Below are 21,646 nucleotides of genomic sequence, written 5' to 3'. Positions count from 1 at the left end.
CAGTTTGGCCACAATGTATTAAAAAGTGTCAGGAGGATGTCTATGAGAAAGAACCGTTCGACCAATGCCCCTCCTCCTAATCATACAGACGGCAGCGTGGTCATCTCTAAAGATGTGAAACAGAATATCAATCAAATCAAGCAATCTCTCGGAGAGCCTTTTGACTTTATCAGTAAAATATATTCATTCAAACATACCGCTTTCGCTTTATGTTATATTGACGGACTGATCAGCACGGAAGACATTGAGCTGAACGTGATCCCTCCAATGATGGACTGGTTCAAAGAGAACGACTCTTCTAGAGATTATGTAATTAAGGATTTCAAGCAGCATATCCAAATTCCAAAAAAATTAAAAACGACGACTGAATTTTCGGAAGTGCTTCAAGCACTCCTGAGAGGCCATGTCATTTTGTTTGTTCAAAAAGGGACAGAAGCATTTTTGGTTTCAGATCAGCGGTGGGAAACAAGAGGTATTGAAGAACCAAGTTCCCAAACGATGGTAAGAGGACCCAGGGAAGGGTTTGTAGAAACTCTTTCGATTAATTCAACGTTGATACGAAGAAGAATTACCAATCCAAATTTAAGATTCAAAAGTTTCATCGTAGGTGAAGTTACACAAACGACTGTAATCGTCACTTATATCGAAGGGTTAGTGAATGAAGAGGCTCTGAACATCGCGTTTCAGAGAATTACTGACTGTCAAACGCAAAAGGTATTCGAAACGGGAATGCTGGAGGAGTTGATTGAAGATAAAGGGTATACACCTTTTCCAACCCTGGTCGATACAGAAAGGCCAGATGTCGTTTCTTCTGCGCTTACAGAAGGTAAGTTAGCCATTATGATGGAAGGCACGCCTTTTGCTTTAATCGGACCTGCTACACTTATTTCCTACTTTCAGACCGCAGAGGATTATTACAATCGGTTTGATTTAGCGACTTTTTTACGTCTCATCCGTTTTATCGCTTTTTGGATCGCCTTTGCTTTACCTGCAACTTTTGTTGCGCTCACGACCTTCCATCAGGAATTAATTCCAACGGATCTCTTAATCAGTTTAGCTGCACAGAGAGAAGGGCTGCCGTTTCCAGCCCTAGTAGAAGCACTGATAATGGAGACTGTTTTTGAAATTCTTAGAGAAGCCGGGATACGTATGCCAAGACCAATCGGACCTGCTGTATCGATTGTTGGCGCCATTGTAATCGGAGAAGCTGCCGTTTCTGCGGGACTTGTATCTCCCGCCATCGTCATTGTCGTATCTCTTACAGCAATATCCAGCTTTGCCAACCCTTATTATTCAATTGCAGGTTCCGCCCGTATGCTCCGCTTCATATTGATGCTGTTCGCGGCTTCTGCGGGGATTTTCGGGATATTCATATTTACGATGATTATTTGCATTCACCTCGTTTCGTTAAAATCTTTGGGACAACCTTACATGGCTCCTTTTGCTCCTTTTTCTATCAAAAAGCAGAAGGATACTATTTTACGGTTTCCGTTATGGTGGAGCAAACGTAAACAGAGAAGAAACGGGGAGGTTTTAAAATGAAATTTTTTTCCGCTTTCGTATTAACACTTCTTATTTTGTTAGGAGGATGCAGCGGGCAGGAAGAGCTGAACGAGCTGCTGATTCTGACAGGGATAGGAGTAGATCTCGGAGAAGACGATACAGTGAAAGTCACGTTTCAGGCTACAAACCCTCAGGCACAAGCGGGAGGGGAAGCCGGTGGCGGCGGTGCCAGTCAAGCCAATAGCTATACCTTTGAAAGTGAGGGTGAAGATATGATTGAAGCCGTATTTAACGCCAGGGACATATTATCAAGAAAACTGTTTTTCCCCCATATTTCTTCACTCCTCATTAGTGAAGAATTTGCCAGAGAACGGGGTGTCCATGAAGTTTCGGACTTTCTTGAACGCCATTATGAAATTAGGGATAGTTACTTACTATTCATCACTAAAGATTCATCCGCAGCTACTATATTGAACACATTTACTCCGCTTGATAACTCCTCCACTAAAAATATAGAAAGTTTAACAAAGGTAAGGGGAGGGACGCTCAGCATCAAAGACGGCATCGAGTTGGAGAATTTCATTAGATGGAGGTACGGTGAAGACCGGGACCCCGTCGTAATGGGTGTCGAAAAAGTAAATAAACAGTCAAGTTCGACTAATACAGAAGATTTGAACGAAATCGAAGGGAACAAAAGCGCTTTGCGATTAACAGGATTAGCTTTATTTGATAAGGATTACTTAGTAGACTGGCTTTCGTATAAAGACTCGGTTGCTTGGGCCATTATCACTAAAAAATCAGCTAATATAAAATCTTATACCGTGAAATGCCCTGAAGATGAAGGAACCATTGGCTTCTTACTCAAAGAAATGGAAGTCAAAGCAGAACCGAAGATTGTTAATGAACAACTGAATTATTCCCTCCAATTAGAAGGGCACATTAATTTACAAGGGCTCTCATGCCAAATCAAACTGTCCACCGAGCAAGGAGTTAATGAGCTGCAAACTATAATAAACGAGGATATGGAGAATGAATTACAATCAGCGCTTGCGAATGCCAAGGAATCCCAGCTGGATTACTATGGGATTAAAAATCAACTATCTAAGAAACAACCCGAAGAGTGGAAAAAAGTAAAGGACAACTGGAGTAGTTTATATGAAAATATGTCGATAGAAACAGACGTGAACATATACCTCGAGTCTCCAGGGTCGAGAGTGGATAACAATGAAGGATAATAAACGAAAGCCAAAGGAAAAGCTGATCATCACTGGTGTATGGCTGTTCTCCATCGTCTATATGTTCGGATACCTTTATGATCAGCCGGTCTTCCCTGTAACGGAAGGGCTGAAGGCTGTTTTTGAACCTATTTACTACGGCATGTTCGGAGGTCCATGATGAATATTCAAATTACAAAACTTCAGTTGATTATGGTCGTTATTAACTTCATAATTTTCAGTTCTATTCTCATGGCTCCTGCCATTACCGTAGTTTCAGCCAAACAGGATGGGTGGATTTCAATGCTGCTTGCTTTGATCATAGGGCTGATGTTGAATGTGCTTTACCTTTTCCTTTTTAAAAAATATAATTATCCTTCATTATTCGAACTAATGAATCGTGCAGCCGGGAAATGGTTTGGTAGCGTGATGAATATATTGATTATATTTTATGCTCTTCACCTTGCCGCCATGGTCGTAAGAAATTTAAGTAATTTTATGGTGGCCAGTGTCATTCCCTATTCACACCCATGGACGTATCAAATTCTCATTGTTGCGGTCGTCATTTACTCAGCTGTTTTAGGTGTAAAAAATTTGTTTCTATTGAATGACCTAGTGTTCCCAATCGTCATTTTTCTTACGGTTGTTTCCCTTATTTTAATAACCAGGGAGTTCTCCTTCTTAGAGCTTAGGCCTGTCTTCCATTCAGGACCTTCCGCAATTTTTCAAGGAGCCTATGCCACCCTCGGCTTTCCTTTTATTGAAGTATTACTCATAGGAGCTTTTTTTCAATATGTTAAGAAAAAAGAAAAACTCATGCTTACTTACCTGTCTGGTATCGCTGCAGGAGGCCTCGTATTGGTCATCACGGTTTTTATCATCATTGGGGATGAGGGAACCTATCTAGTGGCCAGAGAAACGTACCCCACGTATTCTGTCATGAGGGATATTGATTTCGTCACTGTTTTTGAAAGAATTGAAATCCTGCTTGCCATCGCCTGGATGATCGGGTTGTTCGTCAAAATATGTGTATGTTTCCTCGTAGTCATGATGGGGCTGAAGCATTTAACAGGCTCCAAAACTTATCGTCCTTACCTTATCCCTATCGGCATTCTGATATGGGCAATGAGCAACCACCTTCATAAGACAGTTATGGACTTTAGTAACTTTGTAACAACAAGCTGGACGATGTACTGGTTTACTCTTTACTGTTTGATCATTCTAGTTTTCCTAATCGGTTTGATAAGAAATAAACAGACAAGCTTAAATTCATAATGCCTGCAGGGTCCACTTAGATCCTGCAGGCATTATGAGCTTATTTATGGAATTCAAGTCCTGAGTGAACGGCTTCGACGTAGCCTGCTCTGATGACGTAGTCACCGAAATGCTCATTCTCTTCTCTTTCTTTAGCATAATTGATAAGAATAGGTTTAAGCTCTTGTAATATGTCTTCTTCCCCAATATTTTCACGAAATAATTTATTGAGTCTGTCCCCTCTGAATCCTGCTCCCAAATACATATTATATTTACCGGGAGCTTTTCCGATAAAGCCGATTTCACCAAGGGCTGGTCGGGAACAGCCGTTAGGGCAGCCTGACATACGGATAATGATTTCTTCGTCTCTTAATCCTGCTTCATCAAGAATGTCTTCTATTTTATCAATTAAAGAAGGAAGATACCTCTCTGATTCAGCCATGGCAAGCCCGCAGGTAGGAAAAGCGACACATGCCATCGAATTTCTGCGCAGTGCAGAGTTCTCTTTGCCGTCTGTCATCCCGTATTTGTTAACTAGCTCGTCGATTAGAGATTTATTTTTGCTCTCAACGTTCGATATAATGAGATTCTGGTTAGGAGTCAGACGGAAATCCCCAGTATGGACTTTAGCGATTTCACGTAAGCCTGTCATCAAAGGATACTCTTCTGTATCTTTGATCCTTCCATTTTGGATAAAAAGAGTCAGATGCCATTTCCCATCGCCCTCGATCCATCCGTAACGATCCCCGTTATGATCGAAGCTGTAGGAACGCTCTTCCTCTAAGCTCCAGCCGAGCCTGTCATTGAGTTCTTTTTTCACCCAGTCAATACCCTTTCGATCGATTGTATACTTGAATCTTGCATTCTTTCTCTCCGAACGGTTCCCATAATCACGCTGGATCGTAAGGATTTTTTCAGCAACGTCCAGGATTTGGTCAGGCTCACAAAAACCGATGACCCGGGAAAGCTGAGGGTAGGTGTCCGTATCTCCGTGGGTCATTCCCATTCCCCCGCCAACTGCAACGTTGAATCCTTGCAGTTGTCCATCTTCTAAAATGGCGATGAAACCAAGATCCTGAGAAAAGACGTCCACATCATTTGATGGCGGTACGGCTACTCCGATTTTAAATTTTCTCGGTAAATAAAGAGGGCCGTAAATCGGCTCGGTCTCTTCTTCCGATTCCCGGCTGTCCGTCACTTTCTCTTCATCAAGCCAAATTTCATGATAGGCTCTTGTTTTTGGCAGCAGATGGTCACTTAAACGATTAGACCAATCGTACACTTCAGAATGTATGTCTGACTGATAAGGGTTTGCGTTACACATGACATTCCGATTCACATCGCCACAAGCCGCAATCGTATCCATAAGCGCGTCATTCATCCCTTGAATACTTTTCTTCATATCCCATTTCAACACACCATGCAGCTGGAAGGTTTGCCGCGTCGTCAGCTTCAATGTTTCATTGCCATACGTATTTGCGAGTTCATCCATTTTCAGCCACTGATCGGGAGTTGCAACGCCGCCCGCTAAACGGACACGGATCATAAACTGATAGTTTGGTTCTAACTTTTGCTGCTTACGTTCATTCCTAACGTCGCGGTCATCCTGCATATAGCTTCCGTGAAACTTCAACAGCTTCGTTTGTTCCTCGGGAATACCAGCCGTGATCCGCTCCTCGAAGCTTTCTACAAGAGTTCCTCTCAGGAAATTACTTTCATCTTTAATCTTTTCCATTTCACTCGGCGGTCCGTGCTGTTCTGGAAATCTATTTTTCGTCATGATTCATCTCCTCCCCTTTTAGTACACATCACGCTGGTAGCGTTTCTCTTTACGCATGTCCGTTAAATACGCTTCGGCTTGTTCGTCGTTCATTCCGCCTTCTTGCTTCAGGATCGTAAGAAGAGCACTTTGAACATCTTTGGCCATATGTTTTTCATCGCCGCAAACATAAACTACAGCACCGGCCTGAAGCCATTCATACAGAGACTGACTATTTTCAAGCATACGATGCTGGACGTACACCTTCTCCGAAGTATCACGAGAGAAGGCCACATCCATTTTTGTCAGGACGCCTTCTTTCAACCATTTCTGCCACTCAATCTGATACAAAAAGTCAGTGACAAAATGTTGATCGCCAAGGAACAACCATGCATCGCTCTCGACATCCATTTCTTCTCTTTCCTCCAAGAAAGCGCGGTACGGCGCTACCCCGGTACCTGCTCCAATCATGATGACGGGAGTCTCCGGGTTCTGCGGCAATTTAAAGTTCTGATTACGCTGCACAAATACAGGTAAAGACCCGCCTGGCTCTGATCGTTCTGCGCATTGGACTGAGCATACTCCTGTACGGTTTCTCCCATGCGAGTCATAACGAACGGCGCCTATAGTCAAATGAACCTCACCCGGATTCGCTTTTCCACTGCTTGCAATCGAATAGAGACGGACAGGTATTTTACGTAAAATAGAAATAAACTCACTTGCCGATACTTTGAAGGGGCCATAATCATTAACTAAATCAATAAGATCACGCCCATAAATATAGTCTTTTAATTTTTCCGAGTGGACAAGTTCTCGCAACTCCTCATGATTTGCAAGCTCTGCTGTCTTCTCAAGCAGAGGCTTCGTTAAGCTCGTAATTTCAAAAGTAGTGCTCAATGCTTCACGCAAAGGTTTTGATTCCCCTTGTTTGTTGATCTGCACAAGTTCCTCTGCATCCCATTCCATCACTTCAATCAACTGTTCAACTAGATTTGGATCATTCTCAGGGAAAATCCCAAGACTATCACCTGGTTCATATTGTAAACCTGAATCTTCCAGATCCAGTTCAAGGTGGCGGGTTTCTTTATTAGATCCGCGGCCATTCAAATTGATATTTTCTAAGATTTCTGCTTGAAAAGGATTGCTTCTTGAGTAAGCAGTTGCGGAAGTCGCTTGATCGACTGGAGCCTCTGATGAGTTTGATGCTTCTGATTCCTGACCTTTATTCAATTGATCCAGAACTCCTTGCATCCACTCTTCTGCAGGTTCTTCAAAATCTAAATCACAATCAATTCGTTTAAATAATCTTTCTGCTCCCAGCTCCTCAAATCGTTTGTCGAAGTCTTTGCCGGTCTGGCAATAGAATTCATACGAGCTGTCACCGAGAGATAGTACGGAGAATCTTACATCCTCAAGCTTAGGCGCCCGCTTACTATAAAGAAAATCATAAAATGGAATCGCATTGTCAGGCGGATCGCCATCCCCGTGCGTACTCGTCAGAATGAGTATATCTTCGGCTTTTTTTAAGGCTTTAGGTTTGTAATCATCCATAGAAGACAACGTTACTTTAAAATCCTGCTGTTTCAGTCGTTGAGCAAAATCTTCCGATAAAGACTGACAATTCCCTGTATGGGAGCCATAAAGAATCGTGACTTCCCTCGTTTTGGCTGGAGCTTCTGTAGGGACTGCCTCTTTTGTTTGGGGAGGATCCTGAACCGCAGCACCAGAAGATGCCGGCCCCGCTAAATACCCACTCAGCCATATCTTTTGATTTTCTGTAAGTGTAGGAAGCAAACGATTCAATTGTTCTGCTTGTTCCTGGTTAAACGGACTATTCTTTTCCTGTAGCTGCAAAAGTACCCACCTCGCATCATTTTATTCCTTTATCTGGCTACATCCATTTCTTTTCATCATAATTATGTAAGCCATTGTATTCATAGTTGTTTAGTCGGGATTATAGCCGCACGTATTTACATTTAAATCAAGAAAAGGAGTTTCTTAACCTCACTTCCCTAAAATAAATAAAAAACCTTTCTTCCCAAATAGACAAGAAGAAAGGTATACGATGACATCATATATCGAACAATCTTCTTATCTTCCAGGCGCCACAATCACCTGCTGGAATTGGCACAGTGTCTAAAAACTAAAGACCCGTTGCCGAGGCTTCGCAGGGCCAGTCCCTCCACCTCTCACAATAAGAAAGTTTCTATGAAATTGTAAGGTAATTAATGGTACATATACTATGCTTATTTTGCTGAATTGTCAATAGATTCTGATAAGATCATTCTTGTAACCTTACTCCTATTCGGTGTTACTTTTCCTTATGTGCTGCCTAACAGCTGGATTATTTACCCTTCTGAATCTTTTTCCATAAACCCGCCGATATGATAAAAAGAATAATTACAACAAAAGCGGCTGCAATGAATTTGATCAACTCGTTTTCTTGATAAAGATAAATAGCTCCATATCCCCACACGAAAACAAAAGGGAAGAGAAGATCCTTTTGAAGAAAGTAAAAGGCTAAAGCAATCAACCCTCCAGTCGTCAGTAAAATTACTGACCAGCCAAGTTCACCGATAGAAAATAATTCTTCTATCCCATTGGCTTTCAACACAACGAAAGCGTCTACAATCGTAGCAATCGATGTCCACCCAAGGTAAATGGAAAATGGAACCCTATACTTTGCAGATGATAGATAAAGTCCTTGAATAATCGTATACACGATACAAAGCGTCAATAAGGAAAGGGAGATGAATAGAATCGCAGGTGTGGTTCCTACAATGACAGAAGTTCCTGAAAGAATCATACTGATAGGAAACCATAGCCCGATCCGGCTGACGAATAAGTCTTCTTCTTCATTGGCAAAAAAGGATTTCATAATCAATAGGAACAGCAGTAAATAAATCAGACTCCATATTGAAAAAGCGAACGGCGCAGGCATGACATACACTTCTGCACTGCCCATTCCACTAGAAAAATCTGCGATAAACACTGAAGCAACAATCATATAGATGAAACTAGCCAGATTGAACAGTTTCAACATTAACAGCTTCATAAAGGTTACTCCTTTCTCTCTTCATAATTGTACATCCCCCGTTTAAGGTATTCTCTAAAACGACTCAATAGCACACGTAAATCACCTTCCCATTTAACCCTCCTCAAAAACAAGTACAAAATGAGCGGTAATCCTAAACAGTAAGAGCCGTCCCATCATAGAATAAACAGAAAAAACATTACCTTTGCTTACGGTTTTGACTATATGAGAAAGAAGAGGAAGATATGCCTAAGTACAACCACAGAAGTTTACGGCCGAGAACTTGTGTACTGCCGGGATATAATTGGTGCGGACCAGGCTGTAATGGGCCGGGACCTCCAGTCAATGCAGTAGACGCTGCATGTAAAGCTCACGACATATGCTATAGAAGGTCTCGTCATTATTGTTCGTGTGACCAAGCATTTATACAGCGGCTCGAACGGCTTCAAAATCCTTATACGGAAGAAGGGCGTCATGCAAGAATGCTTCTTAACTATATGAAAATCCAGAGATTTTTCACTTGCTCATTTTGATATGTGAGAGATTAAAAAAGGAGGCCTCCCTTTGTTTGAGAGGCCTCCTCTTAATGTTTTCAGCAGACCAAGGTTTCGTTATTTTTGCTTGGAGAAATGGGGTCTTGGAAATCTCTTAAGGCTCTAAAGTAATTTTTCTGAAGCAATGTTTCGAGTCAGGCTACAAACATCTGGACACCAAAGGTTTTGTCTTCCCACTTCTTTCTCGGTACGTTCTGCCACGTTCAAAGTAGGTAGTTTTAGTATTGGCTAAGCTGCCAGCGTTGTAAGCGGTAGCGCTTTGTTCAGTCAGCAAGGTATGGACTGGAGTACTAAAGGACGCTTTCTTATCGCGTATAGAAAACTCAACATTTGATTACATGGGTTGGTTCAATCAATTTCGAATGGGGTGGTTGGGACACGACGAGACTCCCGCGGGAGAAAGGTCTAGGCGAGATCCAACAGGGCGAAGCCCGAGGGAGCTTGCCAGATCCCCCGCAGGAAAGCGAGTTGTTTCCCAACCACCCTTAACTTATTACGTTAAAGAACCTATCTAATCTCGATCAATTCTTCAACAATAAGCCATATAACTTAATAACTCACTTATAAAAATCAACAAAGAAATTTACCAAAGCTTATAATTAAAACGTACTGCCGCTAAAGCCTCACGTGGAATAATACTAGATTTTTGGTGTGACTATACTTTTGGGGATAGACCAGTCGAATTGATCGCTTCTCAGCCATTTCGATAGCGCTTCAATATCTTTAGCAAACACACGGTCTTCTGTAATGTTCGGTACAACTTCTCTCCCTTTTTCAAAAAGTTCCTGCACGGAAGTTGAGGCTGAGTTTACCCCTCTATACTCGAGCGCCTGCATCGCACAAATCAGCTCAATGGAGGCGACGTTTTGTGCGTTCAGGATGATTTGATAGGCGTGGCGCGCTCCAATCGTCCCCATACTCACGTGGTCCTCTTGACTGGCAGATGAAGGAATCGAATCGACACTCGCCGGGTGAGCGAGCGTTTTATTTTCTGAAACGAGAGACGCTGCGGCATACTGAAGAATCATCGCTCCGGATTGCAGTCCAGGATTCGGACTTAAGAACCCGGGCAGATTATTAAGCTGCGGATTGACGAGCCGTTCAATTCTTCGTTCAGATATGCTGGCCATTTCTGCTGCAGCAATTTTCAAAAAGTCCATCGCCAGAGCAATCGGCTGACCGTGGAAATTACCACCTGATACGATCAGGGTTCCGTCCTCTAAAATCAAGGGATTATCGGTAGCCGCATTCATTTCAATCTCCAGCTTTTCCTTTACATAAGCAAGACTCTGCCTGGATGCACCATGAACCTGAGGGATACACCTTAAGGAATACGCGTCCTGTACCCTTTTGTCTCCCTGGTGTGTAAGCAGTTTGCTGTCCTGTGTGATAAGACGCACCCGTTCCGCCACTTCCATCTGTTCTTTGTAGCCGCGCGCTTCATGGATAGCAGGGTGAAACGCATCAATAATTCCTTCTAAAGCTTCCAGAGTCATCGATGCAATCCAGTCATTTTGGTGGAATAACCGTTCAGCTTCAATAAAATTGATGACCCCGACCGCTGTCATCGCCTGCGTGCCGTTGATCAAGGCGAGCCCTTCTTTAGCTTTTAAAGTGAGCGGCTGGTAACCATACTTGTGGTACACCTCTGAAGTCTTCTTTATTTTTCCTTCATCATGCACTTCACCTTCTCCAACAAGAACGAGAGCTAGATGGGCCAGAGGAGCCAGATCTCCTGAAGCCCCGAGGGAGCCTTGGCTTGGAACTACTGGAATTATATGATCGTTGGCTAAGTCACATAAACGCTCAACTACACATGGACGGACGCCTGAGTATCCTTTCAACAAGGCATTGAGCCGTAAGATGACCATGGCCTTACTCACTTTTTCCGAAAAAGGATCCCCGACTCCGCACGCATGCGAGCGAATTAAATGAAGCTGCAAGTCATCTACATCGTCATCACGAATTCGTACATCACTGAATTTCCCAAACCCGGTGTTGAGACCATAAACTGTCTTGCCGCTAGTGACCACCTGCTCAACAGCGCCCCTGCTTTTTTTCACTTTTTCCATACTGACCGGATCGATCGTAATCTTTTCACCGTTGTATAGGATTCTCTTCATATTGCTCAGCGTCAAATCCGATCCGTTTAATTGAATCATAGCCATTCTCCTCTCAAAGAACAAAAAAAGAGACGACAATGGCATACGTAATACCATTGCCGCCTCCTCATAACTTATGACTATAGGCAGCCATTATCCTATATGGTTGATACCAAGTCCGAACGTTTCGTGTTCGAGCCCCTTGACCGGCGCACCGATCGTTCCATAAAAAGCGACCGCGAGCCATTCTCCTTCATCAAATTTCTCATAAGGCGAACCACGGACGACCGCAAAGCGTAAACCGACCGTCCGCATCATATCTCCGGCAGCCATCTGCCCCCGCATTACGCCTTCTAACGCTTCTAGAATCGCATGATACAACGCATGAGTTTCGCGGTACAGTTCATCTGATATAATATGATTTCTTTTGGCTGCTGTTTCTACGGCAGAAATCACTTTTTGCATATTCATTGAACCAGATTGACCCTGGCAGTAGTCGACGTCCTTCAAGCGTTCCGTGAAAGGCTCCAACTCTTCAGGAGTCAAAGCTGCAACGAGCATCGCTAACTTTCCTATTGGAATTTTCTGAGTCATAGTCTTCACCTATTTCACAGTATCTAATTAAATTGTAAACGTTTTCTATAGAAAGTTCAATTTCACTTGGAAAAGTTCAGGCTTCTGCATTACTGCAGAACGAAAGAAACAGTATTAATATTTTTACTTTTATATTATATTCAGACGCTTCAAAAGCTGAACTTTCGAACTTTATTTTAACCTATTCTCCATGAGGAGTTTATTAATTCCGACGGACGTCCATGTTACTTCTTATTCTGTCTTAAGCAATACCCCGTCAAAAATGACAGCATGACATGAACGGCGCTCTTGATGCCAAACTCTCCGATATCTTTGCGAGGGTCAAGGCAGACGATGTCCATAGCTTTCACTTTAGGATGAGCCCCAGCTATTTGGACTGATTCAAACAATTCATGAGTGAACATTCCGCCCGGCGTGGCAGCAGGAGCACCCGGATTGTGAGTGATATCAAGAACATCCATATCCACTGTCAGGTAGATGGTGTCGACTTCGCGCCCCAAAATTTCGAGCGAATTACGAATTACGTTTCCGATCCCTTCACTCCTGGCCTGCTTCATCGTTGTATAATGAATCCCTTTTGCATCAGCATAGTCTTTGAGTGCTTTTGCGTTAAAAAATCCATGCAAACCGATTGTATGGACGTGCTCCCCTTTCACATTTCCACTCTCTACAAGGCTGCGGACTGGTGTACCGTTTGCTGGTCCTATGTCCGTGAGATCGCGTAAATCAAAGTGGGTGTCCAGTTGCAGCAATCCGATCGTTTCTTCCGTATGCACCTGTTTCCAACCTTCGAGCAGCTTAGCTGTGATCGAGTGATCGCCGCCTAGTGTGATCGGCAGTGTATGAGGGTGATAGGTCCTTATTGCAGCCATCGCTTCTCTAATCTGCTGCTGCGTCCATTGAATATCTGTGACATGCTCCCGCACATTGCCAAGATCAAGGACTTTTAATGCAGCCAAATCAATATCCTCGTCAAGATTATACGTCCCGAACGATTTCCAGGCCTGACGCATGGCCTCCGGGTTTTCACTGGCTGCCGATGTACTAATAGACGATTTAGAAAGGGGTGCTCCTAAAATCGTTACATCGTACTCTTCCCAATTGATCGGTCCTTCCCCTATATATTCAACCCATTCGTGCACTTTAAGATCACGTAATTGATCGGTTGGCTTCGTCCATATTCTTTCTGGGCGTTCAAGCATAGGATATGGATAGTTTGTCATTGCAGCCGCCCTCCTATTACGACAGGTTTGCCAGATTTTATGACCGTATCCACATGATTCATGCCGTATTGATAAGATAGCGTCAAATAATTAGGCACATTAAAAATTGTCACGTCCGCTTTTTTCCCAATTTCCAGGCTGCCTGCTTCCCTGGCACAGCCAATAGCATGAGCGGCATTGATCGTAGTTGCTGACAAAACTTCTTCAGGTGTCATTCCCATTTTCAAGCATCCTAAATTCATTATGAAAGGCAATGAAATTGTCGGCGAAGATCCTGGATTTGCATCAGTGGATAACGCTATCGGAATTCCCGCTTCGATCATTTTCCGGGCTTCGGCGAATTCAGCCATAAGGAAAAAAGCAGTGCCTGGCAGCAAAACTCCGACTACTCCACCCTCCGCAAGGGCCTTGATTCCCTTCTCAGACGCTTTTAGCAGGTGATCTGCTGAAACGGCTCCAACCGAAGCGGCCAATTCCGCTCCCTCATAAGGTTCGATCTCATCAGCGTGAATCTTCGGCATTAATCCGTGCTGCTTCCCTGCCTCAAGTATCCTGCGTGACTGCTCAGGAGTGAACACACCACGTTCACAGAATACATCGTTAAAAGTGGCCAGCTTCCTTTTCGCTACTTCCGGAATCATTTCATGAATAACACGATCAACAAAAGGATCCGGATCACCTTTTTCAGCCATTGGGATGGCATGGGCACCCATAAACGTTGAAATCAGATCAACCGGATGATCTCGATGCAGCTGGTGCGCGACTTCCAGCTGTTTGATTTCATGTTCCAGAGTCAATCCATAGCCGCTTTTTGCTTCGACTGTCGTAACACCATGCAGCAAAAATTGATCGAGCCGCTTTTTCGACTGCTCATATAACATTTCGTGGCTGGCTTTCTGAGTAGCACGCGTCGTTGCATGGATCCCTCCCCCCGACTCCATAATCTCCATATATGTCTTACCATTCAGCCGCATGGCATACTCGTTCTCTCTCGTCCCCGCATGGACAAGATGTGTATGGGGATCGATCAACCCGGGGGTTACTACTTTTCCGGAGGCATCAATTCGCTGATTTGACGAATAATTAGATGAAATCTCATCTGTAGGACCGACCGCAGCAATTTTTCCATCTTCTATATAGACCGCACCATTTTCGATGATATCAAGCTCAGCCATTTCCCCTTGAATTGCTGGACGGTCACTATGCCCTTTCATCGTGATCACTTGCGCGGCATTCATTATGAGCAGCTTGTCTGTCATTCGGACTCCTCCTTAAGCATCGGGATTTGGATTCCTTGTTTACGAGCTGTCTGTTCAGCGATAGCATAGCCTGCGTCCACGTGACGTATAACGCCCATTCCTGGGTCTGTAGTCAATACTCGCTCCAGCCGCTGTGCTGCCCCTTTTGTGCCGTCAGCTACAATAACCATTCCCGCATGCAGAGAGTAGCCCATCCCGACACCGCCTCCATGATGAACACTGACCCAGCTTGCTCCACCCACGCTGTTGATCATAGCGTTCAAGATCGGCCAGTCGGCAACAGCGTCACTGCCATCTTTCATTGATTCTGTTTCTCTATTTGGAGAAGCGACAGATCCGGAATCTAAATGGTCACGGCCGATAACGATAGGTGCGCTCAGTTCTCCGCTTGCCACCATGTCGTTAATGATTTTCCCGAATCTCGTACGCTCACCATATCCTAACCAGCAAATACGGGCAGGTAACCCTTGGAAACTGATTTTCTCACGAGCCATCCGAATCCAGTTGCACAAGTGTTCGTTATCACTAAACTCACGTAAAATCACTTCATCGGTCTTATAAATATCTTCAGGATCACCAGATAACGCGACCCAGCGGAACGGTCCTTTTCCTTCGCAAAACTGCGGCCGGATGTAAGCGGGGACAAAGCCTGGGAAGTCAAACGCCGCTTCGATCCCTTCATCCTTTGCGACCTGTCGGATGTTGTTTCCATAATCGAACGTTACTGCACCTTTCTTTTGCATATCAAGCATAGCCTGGACATGAACAGCAATGCTTAGTTTGGAACGTTGAATATAAGTTTTAGGCTCTGTTTTACGCAGTTGTTCAGCTTCTTTTAAACTCATGTCAACCGGAACGTATCCATGAAGGGGGTCATGAGCTGAGGTCTGGTCTGTCAGTACGTCAGGAATAAACTCATTTGACAGCATCTTCGGCAGCAGTTCAGCCGCATTTCCGAGCAGTCCGATTGATAGCGCTTTCTTTTGGTCGCGGGCTTCTTTTGCTAACTGAATGGCTTCATCTATATTATCAGTAGAAACATCTAAGTATTTCGTGTCTATTCGACGCTGAATCCGTTGCGGGTCGACTTCAACAGCGATGCAGACCCCTCCGTTCAACGTTACAGCCAAAGGTTGTGCTCCACCCATACCACCTAGTCCGGATGTCAGTGTAATCGTTCCTTTTAAGCTTCCGTTAAAATGTTGTTTTGCACATTCGGCAAAGGTTTCATATGTTCCTTGAACAATCCCCTGACTACCGATATAAATCCAGCTTCCAGCCGTCATTTGTCCATACATCATCAAACCTTTCTGATCAAGCTCATGAAAATGGTCCCAATTCGCCCAGGCTGGTACCAAGTTGGAGTTGGCGATCAAAACTTTAGGAGCATCTTCATGCGAGCGGAACACAGCGACTGGTTTGCCAGATTGAATAAGTAAGGTTTCATCATTTTCAAGGTTTGTAAGAGACTCAACGATCGCTTCGTAACAGTCCCAGTTTCGCGCCGCCTTGCCGATTCCTCCATAAACGACGAGTTCATCAGGGTTCTCAGCAACATCAGGATGAAGATTATTATTCAACATCCTTAAAGCCGCTTCCTGAATCCATCCTTTTGTATGCAATTTCGTCCCTTCGAACTGTTTTACTTTTTTGGATTGATCTTTATCCATCAAACCTGCCCCTCTCTTCATTCATTTCTCTGCCCTTACGTCAAAAAGGGTGCATGACCTACTATATGGGCAATGAAAAGACCTCATGTGTTCCAGTCCCATCATATTCTTTCATCTATAAGCTCATAGTAGCACAAAAAGTATATACACTACCCACTATTTTTTTACATTAACATCAGCAAAAAGATCAGCGAGAACAAAAGAACCCGCCGGATATTTTCCAGCAGGTATTTTCAGCTACTTCCCTTTCTTTTTGAACACTCGGAGCGTGTAATGTTCCAACCCGCCCTCTTCACAGCTCTTTTCCTCCACTTGCCGGAATCCGTATTTCTCAAAAATCTCCTTATAGTTCCTCGGGAAAAAACGCCAGTTGGCAGCCGTTTCGGCTTCAATAGTGATCAAATACTCTCCTGATATTCTTGCGATTTCTTCAAGGATCCAGTCACTGTCCGGGTGAATATGTTCCAATACAACCATTGAGAAGACTAAATCAAAACCATCAGTCGGGAGTGTTTTAATAACATTTTCTACTGGTGAATGAATGGTATTCGCTTTTTTCGCAAGTTGAGGATATGTTTTTTTCATTGCTTTTACTGCTTTCTCACTGATTTCAATCCCCGTCACGTCTTTATATCCGTGACTGAAAAGATGGTTGAGATTACGTCCTACATTACGACCGGCTTCAAGAACTTTTCCTTTCTTGGCAACGTACTTCTTCACATGTTTCGTTAAAAATTCACTTCGTTCCACTCTTTGCGCATATAAGTCAGGTGTGCTCGATTTCACCCAATGTCTTGAAATCAAGTCTTCCACTATACTGCCAGTTAGTTTAAGAACAAACCTTAACAAATTTTACAATTACCTACTTGGTCTATAAATACCATAGACACTAGCACGCTCACCACAGCTTTTATCATTAGGTTACTAGAGTTCCGACTATACTAATACAAGTGACCATACACAACAACCGTTGATATACATACAAAAAACAGCAGACCAAATCATATGCGATTTGGTCTGCTCATGAGTATGTTATTTCGTATGTTTCTCCACAGAAACGGAACTACTTAGATATAAACCAGCCTCTTTTTGTGTTTATGAGGTTTTAGTATATCTTTGATATGTTGTTCATTTCACTTTTTTTGCATTTTCAGATGTTGAGTCAACCTAAGAAATAGACAACTTCATGCCTGGACGTATGAAGCTAGGATTTGAAATGTTGTTGGCAGATGCGATTTTCTGCACAGTCGTTCCGAACCTCAAGGCAATGCTGTAAAGTGTATCTCCTGTTTTAACAGTATACGTTTGAGCAGCTGGCTCAGAGGTCGATCCATTTGGAATCGTAAGCACCTGTCCAACCTGAATTAATGCTGCGTTTCTAATTTGATTCACGGAAGTAATTTCAGACACGGTTGTATTATATTTACGTGCAATGCTATACAGTGTATCCCCTGATTTCACCGTATAGGTTGCTGGGCTGTTCGGCGGCGCGGTTGATTCCCCTGGTATCTTCAGTACTTGTCCGATACGAAGAAAGTTCACATTATCCAGCTGATTCTCTGCCGCGATTTTACTTACCGAAGTGTTGTACTTAAGAGCTAGACTGTAAAGTGTGTCTCCGGCTTTTACCGTATGAGTACCAGTGGAAGATAATTCCCCGCTATTCAATAAGTTAGAGACGGTAACAAATTGATACCCTTGATTTTTCAGATTACTAATAATCCCCGGCAAAGCACCAGGTGTTCCGGATGCACCTGCCCCCGTATGCATCAGTACGATCGACCCAGGTACGATATTGTTAAGTACCCGGTTGCGAATATCAGCGGCTGAATTTCCCTTCCAATCAACCGTATCAATATTCCAATGAATGGTGTGCTTATACCCGGCATTGCCGACTGCTGAGAGAACAGAAGAATTGACAGCACCGAATGGAGCGCGAAAAAGAGGCTTAGTCGAACGACCTGTCGTACTCTTTATAATGTCTTCCGTACGCTCAAGCTCGTCCTTGATTTGAGCAGCCGTAAGTTTGGTGAAGTCTGGATGGCTATAGGAGTGGTTTCCAATTTCATGTCCTTTTGACACGATGTTTTTGATTTTTTGAGGATGATGGTTTGTACCTGAACCAGTAAGGAAAAAAGTGGATTTCACATTGTTGGATGAAAGTGTTTGGAGAATGTTTTCGACATTTGTTCCATCTGCGCCGTCATCGAAGGTTAAAGCAACTACTTTGCTTGAAGTGTTTCCTTTTGTAACAAACTGAGAGCTGGCTCCTTCTACTTGCGGAGAGAAAGGCAGGGTGAAAGCGATCAATAGAATAAAGAGGACACTTAACCGCAGTAATTTCGCATTCATCTCACTCACCTCTTTTTTAGTTATGCTGAGGGGATCAGCATATGTATGGTGGAGTGGTAAATAATCAGAAAATTCTTTCACTTATAAGTTCATTATACTTCTTTTTTAGAAAATGAAAACAAAAACATTTAAATTTCGACCAGATATAACCTTTTTTCTGTATATTTTTGAGGAATTATAACTTCTGCAATAAAGTTTTTAGGAGGTTTTTGTCATAAATTGAGAAATACAAATTCGAATGCTGTCCTATACTTGCTCAAGCTTAGGTTCATATATTAGCAGGTTTACCAAAAAAAGCAGAGGAGGGATTTCATACAGGACAGTAACCTGTATGAATCCCTCCTCTGTTTAAAAGATTCGTTTTATTCAGCTGCCTCTATACACTTGATACCCCCACGGTGACACTAATAAAGGAACGTGATAGTGGGAGTCCGGCTTGCTTATACCGAACCGGACAGGAACAGCATGTAAGAAATTCGGTTCCTCAAGCTCTACCCCTTTCCTCTTAAAATAACTACCGATATGAAACACGATTTCAAACTCTCCTTGGTGAATTTCTAATTCAGTTAATAAAGGAGTATCCAGGCGGCCGTCGAGATTGGTCGTGTCAGTTTTGATATGTTCTTTGTTCTTTCCTTTGATAGTATATAAGTCTATCTCTACATGGTCCGCAGGGGTCCCATGAGTCAAATCAAGTACATGCGTAGTTAATCCTGCCATATTGATCCCTCGCTATAACCTATTATTTTTCAGAGGATACGGTTTGTTTTTCTTTCTCCTTCGCAGCATCCTCCTGAGTGACTGTGAACTCTTGAAAGCCATATGGTGGACGCGGTTCCGTATAAACTTTCCCTTCGGACCCCGGGATGTCTTCAACTACGGTTTCCCACGTGCGGTTCTGCGATTCAAAAGTCACGTCCTTAAGCTGAGGAAATCTCTCTAAAACACGGCAGCCAATATGGTAGATCAATGACTGGATAGATGGAGTTGTTTTTTCATGAAACACGCTTGCGGCTATATCTTTGATTTGAGCAGCGGCCGTATATTGGGACGGCTCTGCACCTGTGGCGTGCTCCTCTTTCTCATATTGCCAATGGAGGTTCAAGTAAATGAATAAAGGACGGTTGCCATCTTCCGGGAGGGTCGTATATTCATCCCGTATATAGCCGACGAACGAATTCCCTTTCACTTTGATCAGCTGTAAATCCAATAAAGAACTTTGTTGGTGCTTCACATGAATCCCGTCACCGCTTCGCACTAGTTCAATCATTGCCTGTGAACGTTCATCGCGGGAATGTTTGAATACTAGGTTACTAGGAACAAGTCCTTCCTTTGTACTGGCACTGGCCGCTTCAAAGGGAATTTCTTCACCGATCATCTGTACACTTTCGAAGTGAGGATACTTTTCCAGAAACGCATGTGCTGCATAAGAGATAAAGCCTTCGGTCGTTGATCCTTCATAGCTGGCTAGATGCCATTGGATGAAATTTTTCATCGAATCGGTCGCTACGACCATCGAGTTGTCACCTTCTGTGAATGAAGGTAAAAATTCTTCCCCTCCAACCCTTACACTAACGTTTAATCCGAACACAATATTTTCATTTCCGCTGTAGTTCGACTCGGGAATTTGTTTTACACCGCGTAGAGGTGTCATATATGTACGATAAGCAAACACGTCTCTTTTTCCATAATACATGGTGCGTTCATTTGATGGAATATCCATTCGATTCTCTCCTTCAAGCCATTAGTTTATCTTGTAGACGGAACCTGGCAATTTTATAAATTTCAGATAAAGCTTTATCAAATTCTTCCGTTTCGGAGTTATCGACTCTCTCTTTCAATGCTTCATGAATATCGTCCTTATACTTGCCCTTCACAGCAAAAATAAAAGGAAAGCCGAATTTCTTTGTATATCGCTCATTCAATGACTGGAAGCTTGCAAACTCCTCCTCTGATAAGTTCTTAAGTCCGGCCCCCTGCTGTTCACGGACGGAGTCCTCACTCATTTGAATATTGTCACCCAGGTTCGGGTGGATGCGGATGAGCTCCAATTTTTCTTCTTCCGGAGCGTTGCTTACAATCTCGACCATTCTTTGATGAAGAGCATCTAATGAAGGATAGGGTCGAAACTGGGCAGCTTTCACCGCCACCCAGGGAGAATCCTCAAAGACTTTGCCGAGACAATTCGCAAAATCCTGATCACTCATTTCGTTGATCTCTCTTATATTCACTACTCTCACCTCCCCCTCACTCCTTCTGCTACAATGTATAATTCCTATCATAGATATTTATCTGAAAATTGTCATTATTCACTTTATACAATTATCTGGTCTGTAAATGAGCATTATGCATAATTCTTTATAAAAAGCTCTGTTAATCCGTGTTGATATTCATAAAAGCTCCCGTTAGTGGAAGACTCAGTTTCGAGATAATCGGGCTGTTTCCGTCGCAATGATAGTAGTTGAAGGTCCGGGAAATCACTCGCTTTCCATGGGCGTACGGTGAGCTTCCTCGGGCTGACGCCCTCCGGGATCTCACCATGTACTATTATCCCATAGGAGTCTCGCATTTCCCGGACCTTCTTGCCCTTGTGAGGATTATGGAAACATTTGAGGCAGTGCTTCACTAAAAAAAACAACTACCTTTGAGTGATAACTGGCGAGACTTCTGTATGCAAGAAAATGCCGGGAATTGCCTTAAAGTGTAGGAAGTTTTTACACTAAAATGCTATAACCAAAGCACTGGAGTTTAATGCCCCCACTATTACTAAGAAGGTGCTTTTCAAGTGATTTAGCGAAGTACATCTTTCGTTCAGTGGCATGGACTGAGCTGATAAAGGCAACACGAGGAACGAAGAAATTCGATGGCCCCTTATCGAACAGAAGAGGAGGAATTCTCTTCTGTTGCTGATTGTTGAGTTGAGCATGGAATAGAATGTCTGAAATTTTCTTATTTGGATTTCGTAAAGCCCATCTATAGTGAGGGGCGGCGGGGAATGGGGAGACTCCTGTGGGAAAAGAGTGCTTGGTGAGATCCCGCAGGACGGGACGTCCGAGGAAGCTCACCGCGCTCCCACGGAAAGCGACTCATTCCCCGCCGCCCTGATCCACTCACACAATGTCTCGAAA

At 43.4% G+C, this 21,646-nt stretch carries 16 protein-coding genes, 1 pseudogene and 1 riboswitch; of the genes and pseudogenes, 5 read left to right on the top strand and 12 right to left on the bottom strand.

Going from position 1 to position 21,646, the window contains the following annotated elements; translation table 11 throughout:
• Positions 1-42 precede the first annotated feature (42 nt).
• From O2Q26_RS05830 to O2Q26_RS05815, 4 genes are read left to right on the top strand one after another with little or no spacing between them, the layout of a single operon-like run.
• Positions 43-1,542, top strand: a complete 1,500-nt coding sequence (locus O2Q26_RS05830; RefSeq protein ID WP_289214994.1) for a spore germination protein — start codon at positions 43-45, stop codon at positions 1,540-1,542.
• Positions 1,539-2,738 carry a Ger(x)C family spore germination protein gene (locus O2Q26_RS05825; RefSeq protein WP_289214993.1) on the top strand — a complete coding sequence of 400 codons (1,200 nt, stop codon included), beginning with the start codon at positions 1,539-1,541 and terminating at the stop codon, positions 2,736-2,738. The genes O2Q26_RS05830 and O2Q26_RS05825 overlap by 4 nt, the downstream gene beginning before the upstream one ends.
• Positions 2,728-2,898 carry a hypothetical protein gene (locus O2Q26_RS05820; RefSeq protein WP_289214992.1) on the top strand — a complete coding sequence of 57 codons (171 nt, stop codon included), beginning with the start codon at positions 2,728-2,730 and terminating at the stop codon, positions 2,896-2,898. The genes O2Q26_RS05825 and O2Q26_RS05820 overlap by 11 nt, the downstream gene beginning before the upstream one ends.
• On the top strand, positions 2,898-3,992 hold the full coding sequence (locus O2Q26_RS05815) for a GerAB/ArcD/ProY family transporter (RefSeq protein WP_289214991.1): 1,095 nt from the start codon (positions 2,898-2,900) through the stop codon (positions 3,990-3,992). Before O2Q26_RS05820 ends, O2Q26_RS05815 begins: the two co-directional genes overlap by 1 nt.
• 40 nt (positions 3,993-4,032) lie before the next feature.
• Here O2Q26_RS05815 and cysI read toward each other — a convergent pair whose 3' ends face one another.
• From cysI to O2Q26_RS05800, 3 genes are all read right to left on the bottom strand, one after another.
• Positions 4,033-5,751, bottom strand: coding sequence for an assimilatory sulfite reductase (NADPH) hemoprotein subunit (cysI, locus tag O2Q26_RS05810; protein ID WP_289214990.1), 1,719 nt, complete (start codon positions 5,749-5,751; stop codon positions 4,033-4,035).
• 18 nt (positions 5,752-5,769) lie between these two features.
• Positions 5,770-7,584 carry an assimilatory sulfite reductase (NADPH) flavoprotein subunit gene (locus O2Q26_RS05805; RefSeq protein WP_289214989.1) on the bottom strand — a complete coding sequence of 605 codons (1,815 nt, stop codon included), beginning with the start codon at positions 7,582-7,584 and terminating at the stop codon, positions 5,770-5,772.
• Between the two features lie 234 nt (positions 7,585-7,818).
• Positions 7,819-7,931, bottom strand: a riboswitch (SAM riboswitch).
• A gap of 143 nt (positions 7,932-8,074) precedes the next feature.
• Positions 8,075-8,785, bottom strand: coding sequence for a TspO-related membrane protein (locus O2Q26_RS05800; protein WP_289214988.1), 711 nt, complete (start codon positions 8,783-8,785; stop codon positions 8,075-8,077).
• Between the two features lie 224 nt (positions 8,786-9,009).
• Between O2Q26_RS05800 and O2Q26_RS05795 the strand changes: the two genes are divergently transcribed.
• Positions 9,010-9,297: a phospholipase gene (locus tag O2Q26_RS05795; RefSeq protein WP_289214987.1), complete on the top strand. Its 288-nt coding sequence runs from the start codon at positions 9,010-9,012 to the stop codon at positions 9,295-9,297.
• Between the two features lie 659 nt (positions 9,298-9,956).
• Here the strand turns inward: O2Q26_RS05795 and hutH are convergent.
• The 9 genes and pseudogenes from hutH to pucL all read right to left on the bottom strand — a co-directional run bounded on the left by hutH (position 9,957) and on the right by pucL (position 20,725).
• Positions 9,957-11,480, bottom strand: a complete 1,524-nt coding sequence (hutH, locus tag O2Q26_RS05790) for a histidine ammonia-lyase (protein WP_289214986.1) — start codon at positions 11,478-11,480, stop codon at positions 9,957-9,959.
• Between the two features lie 93 nt (positions 11,481-11,573).
• Positions 11,574-12,014, bottom strand: a complete 441-nt coding sequence (gene hutP, locus O2Q26_RS05785) for a histidine utilization transcription antiterminator HutP (protein ID WP_253933915.1) — start codon at positions 12,012-12,014, stop codon at positions 11,574-11,576.
• Positions 12,015-12,238: 224 nt separating this feature from the next.
• A complete protein-coding gene (locus tag O2Q26_RS05780; protein WP_289214985.1) occupies positions 12,239-13,237 on the bottom strand; it encodes an agmatinase family protein in 999 nt (332 codons plus the stop codon).
• A complete protein-coding gene (gene hutI, locus O2Q26_RS05775) occupies positions 13,234-14,496 on the bottom strand; it encodes an imidazolonepropionase (RefSeq protein WP_289214984.1) in 1,263 nt (420 codons plus the stop codon). The genes O2Q26_RS05780 and hutI overlap by 4 nt, the downstream gene beginning before the upstream one ends.
• A complete protein-coding gene (gene hutU / locus O2Q26_RS05770) occupies positions 14,493-16,166 on the bottom strand; it encodes a urocanate hydratase (protein ID WP_289214983.1) in 1,674 nt (557 codons plus the stop codon). The genes hutI and hutU overlap by 4 nt, the downstream gene beginning before the upstream one ends.
• Positions 16,167-16,403: 237 nt before the next feature.
• Positions 16,404-17,015: a class I SAM-dependent methyltransferase gene (locus O2Q26_RS05765; RefSeq protein WP_289214982.1), complete on the bottom strand. Its 612-nt coding sequence runs from the start codon at positions 17,013-17,015 to the stop codon at positions 16,404-16,406.
• 318 nt (positions 17,016-17,333) lie between these two features.
• Entirely contained in the window at positions 17,334-18,518 is a 1,185-nt protein-coding gene (locus O2Q26_RS05760) for a LysM peptidoglycan-binding domain-containing protein (RefSeq protein ID WP_289214981.1), read from the bottom strand.
• Between the two features lie 366 nt (positions 18,519-18,884).
• Positions 18,885-19,238 (bottom strand): hydroxyisourate hydrolase, encoded by a 354-nt coding sequence (uraH, locus tag O2Q26_RS05755; protein ID WP_289214980.1) that lies wholly within the window; start codon positions 19,236-19,238, stop codon positions 18,885-18,887.
• Between the two features lie 22 nt (positions 19,239-19,260).
• Positions 19,261-20,725: pseudogene (gene pucL, locus O2Q26_RS05750) on the bottom strand (factor-independent urate hydroxylase).
• Positions 20,726-21,646: the final 921 nt, after the last annotated feature.

Origin of the sequence: Halobacillus campisalis (assembly GCF_030345335.1) — a bacterium.
GTDB classification, from domain to species: Bacteria; Bacillota; Bacilli; order Bacillales; family Halobacillaceae; genus Halobacillus_A; species Halobacillus_A campisalis.
This window is presented reverse-complemented; position numbering and strand designations above follow the sequence as displayed.

What these genes read in the sequence shown, in the direction of transcription:
- O2Q26_RS05815 (WP_289214991.1), top strand. Translation starts at nt 2,898, where the DNA reads ATGAATATTCAAATTACAAAACTTCAGTTGATTATGGTCGTTATTAAC.
- O2Q26_RS05825 (WP_289214993.1), top strand. Translation starts at nt 1,539, where the DNA reads ATGAAATTTTTTTCCGCTTTCGTATTAACACTTCTTATTTTGTTAGGA.
- O2Q26_RS05780 (WP_289214985.1), bottom strand. Translation starts at nt 13,237, where the DNA reads ATGACAAACTATCCATATCCTATGCTTGAACGCCCAGAAAGAATATGG.
- O2Q26_RS05820 (WP_289214992.1), top strand. Translation starts at nt 2,728, where the DNA reads ATGAAGGATAATAAACGAAAGCCAAAGGAAAAGCTGATCATCACTGGT.
- O2Q26_RS05830 (WP_289214994.1), top strand. Translation starts at nt 43, where the DNA reads ATGAGAAAGAACCGTTCGACCAATGCCCCTCCTCCTAATCATACAGAC.
- uraH (WP_289214980.1), bottom strand. Translation starts at nt 19,238, where the DNA reads ATGGCAGGATTAACTACGCATGTACTTGATTTGACTCATGGGACCCCT.
- hutP (WP_253933915.1), bottom strand. Translation starts at nt 12,014, where the DNA reads ATGACTCAGAAAATTCCAATAGGAAAGTTAGCGATGCTCGTTGCAGCT.
- hutI (WP_289214984.1), bottom strand. Translation starts at nt 14,496, where the DNA reads ATGACAGACAAGCTGCTCATAATGAATGCCGCGCAAGTGATCACGATG.
- hutH (WP_289214986.1), bottom strand. Translation starts at nt 11,480, where the DNA reads ATGATTCAATTAAACGGATCGGATTTGACGCTGAGCAATATGAAGAGA.
- O2Q26_RS05800 (WP_289214988.1), bottom strand. Translation starts at nt 8,785, where the DNA reads ATGAAGCTGTTAATGTTGAAACTGTTCAATCTGGCTAGTTTCATCTAT.
- cysI (WP_289214990.1), bottom strand. Translation starts at nt 5,751, where the DNA reads ATGACGAAAAATAGATTTCCAGAACAGCACGGACCGCCGAGTGAAATG.
- hutU (WP_289214983.1), bottom strand. Translation starts at nt 16,166, where the DNA reads ATGGATAAAGATCAATCCAAAAAAGTAAAACAGTTCGAAGGGACGAAA.
- O2Q26_RS05795 (WP_289214987.1), top strand. Translation starts at nt 9,010, where the DNA reads ATGCCTAAGTACAACCACAGAAGTTTACGGCCGAGAACTTGTGTACTG.
- O2Q26_RS05760 (WP_289214981.1), bottom strand. Translation starts at nt 18,518, where the DNA reads ATGAATGCGAAATTACTGCGGTTAAGTGTCCTCTTTATTCTATTGATC.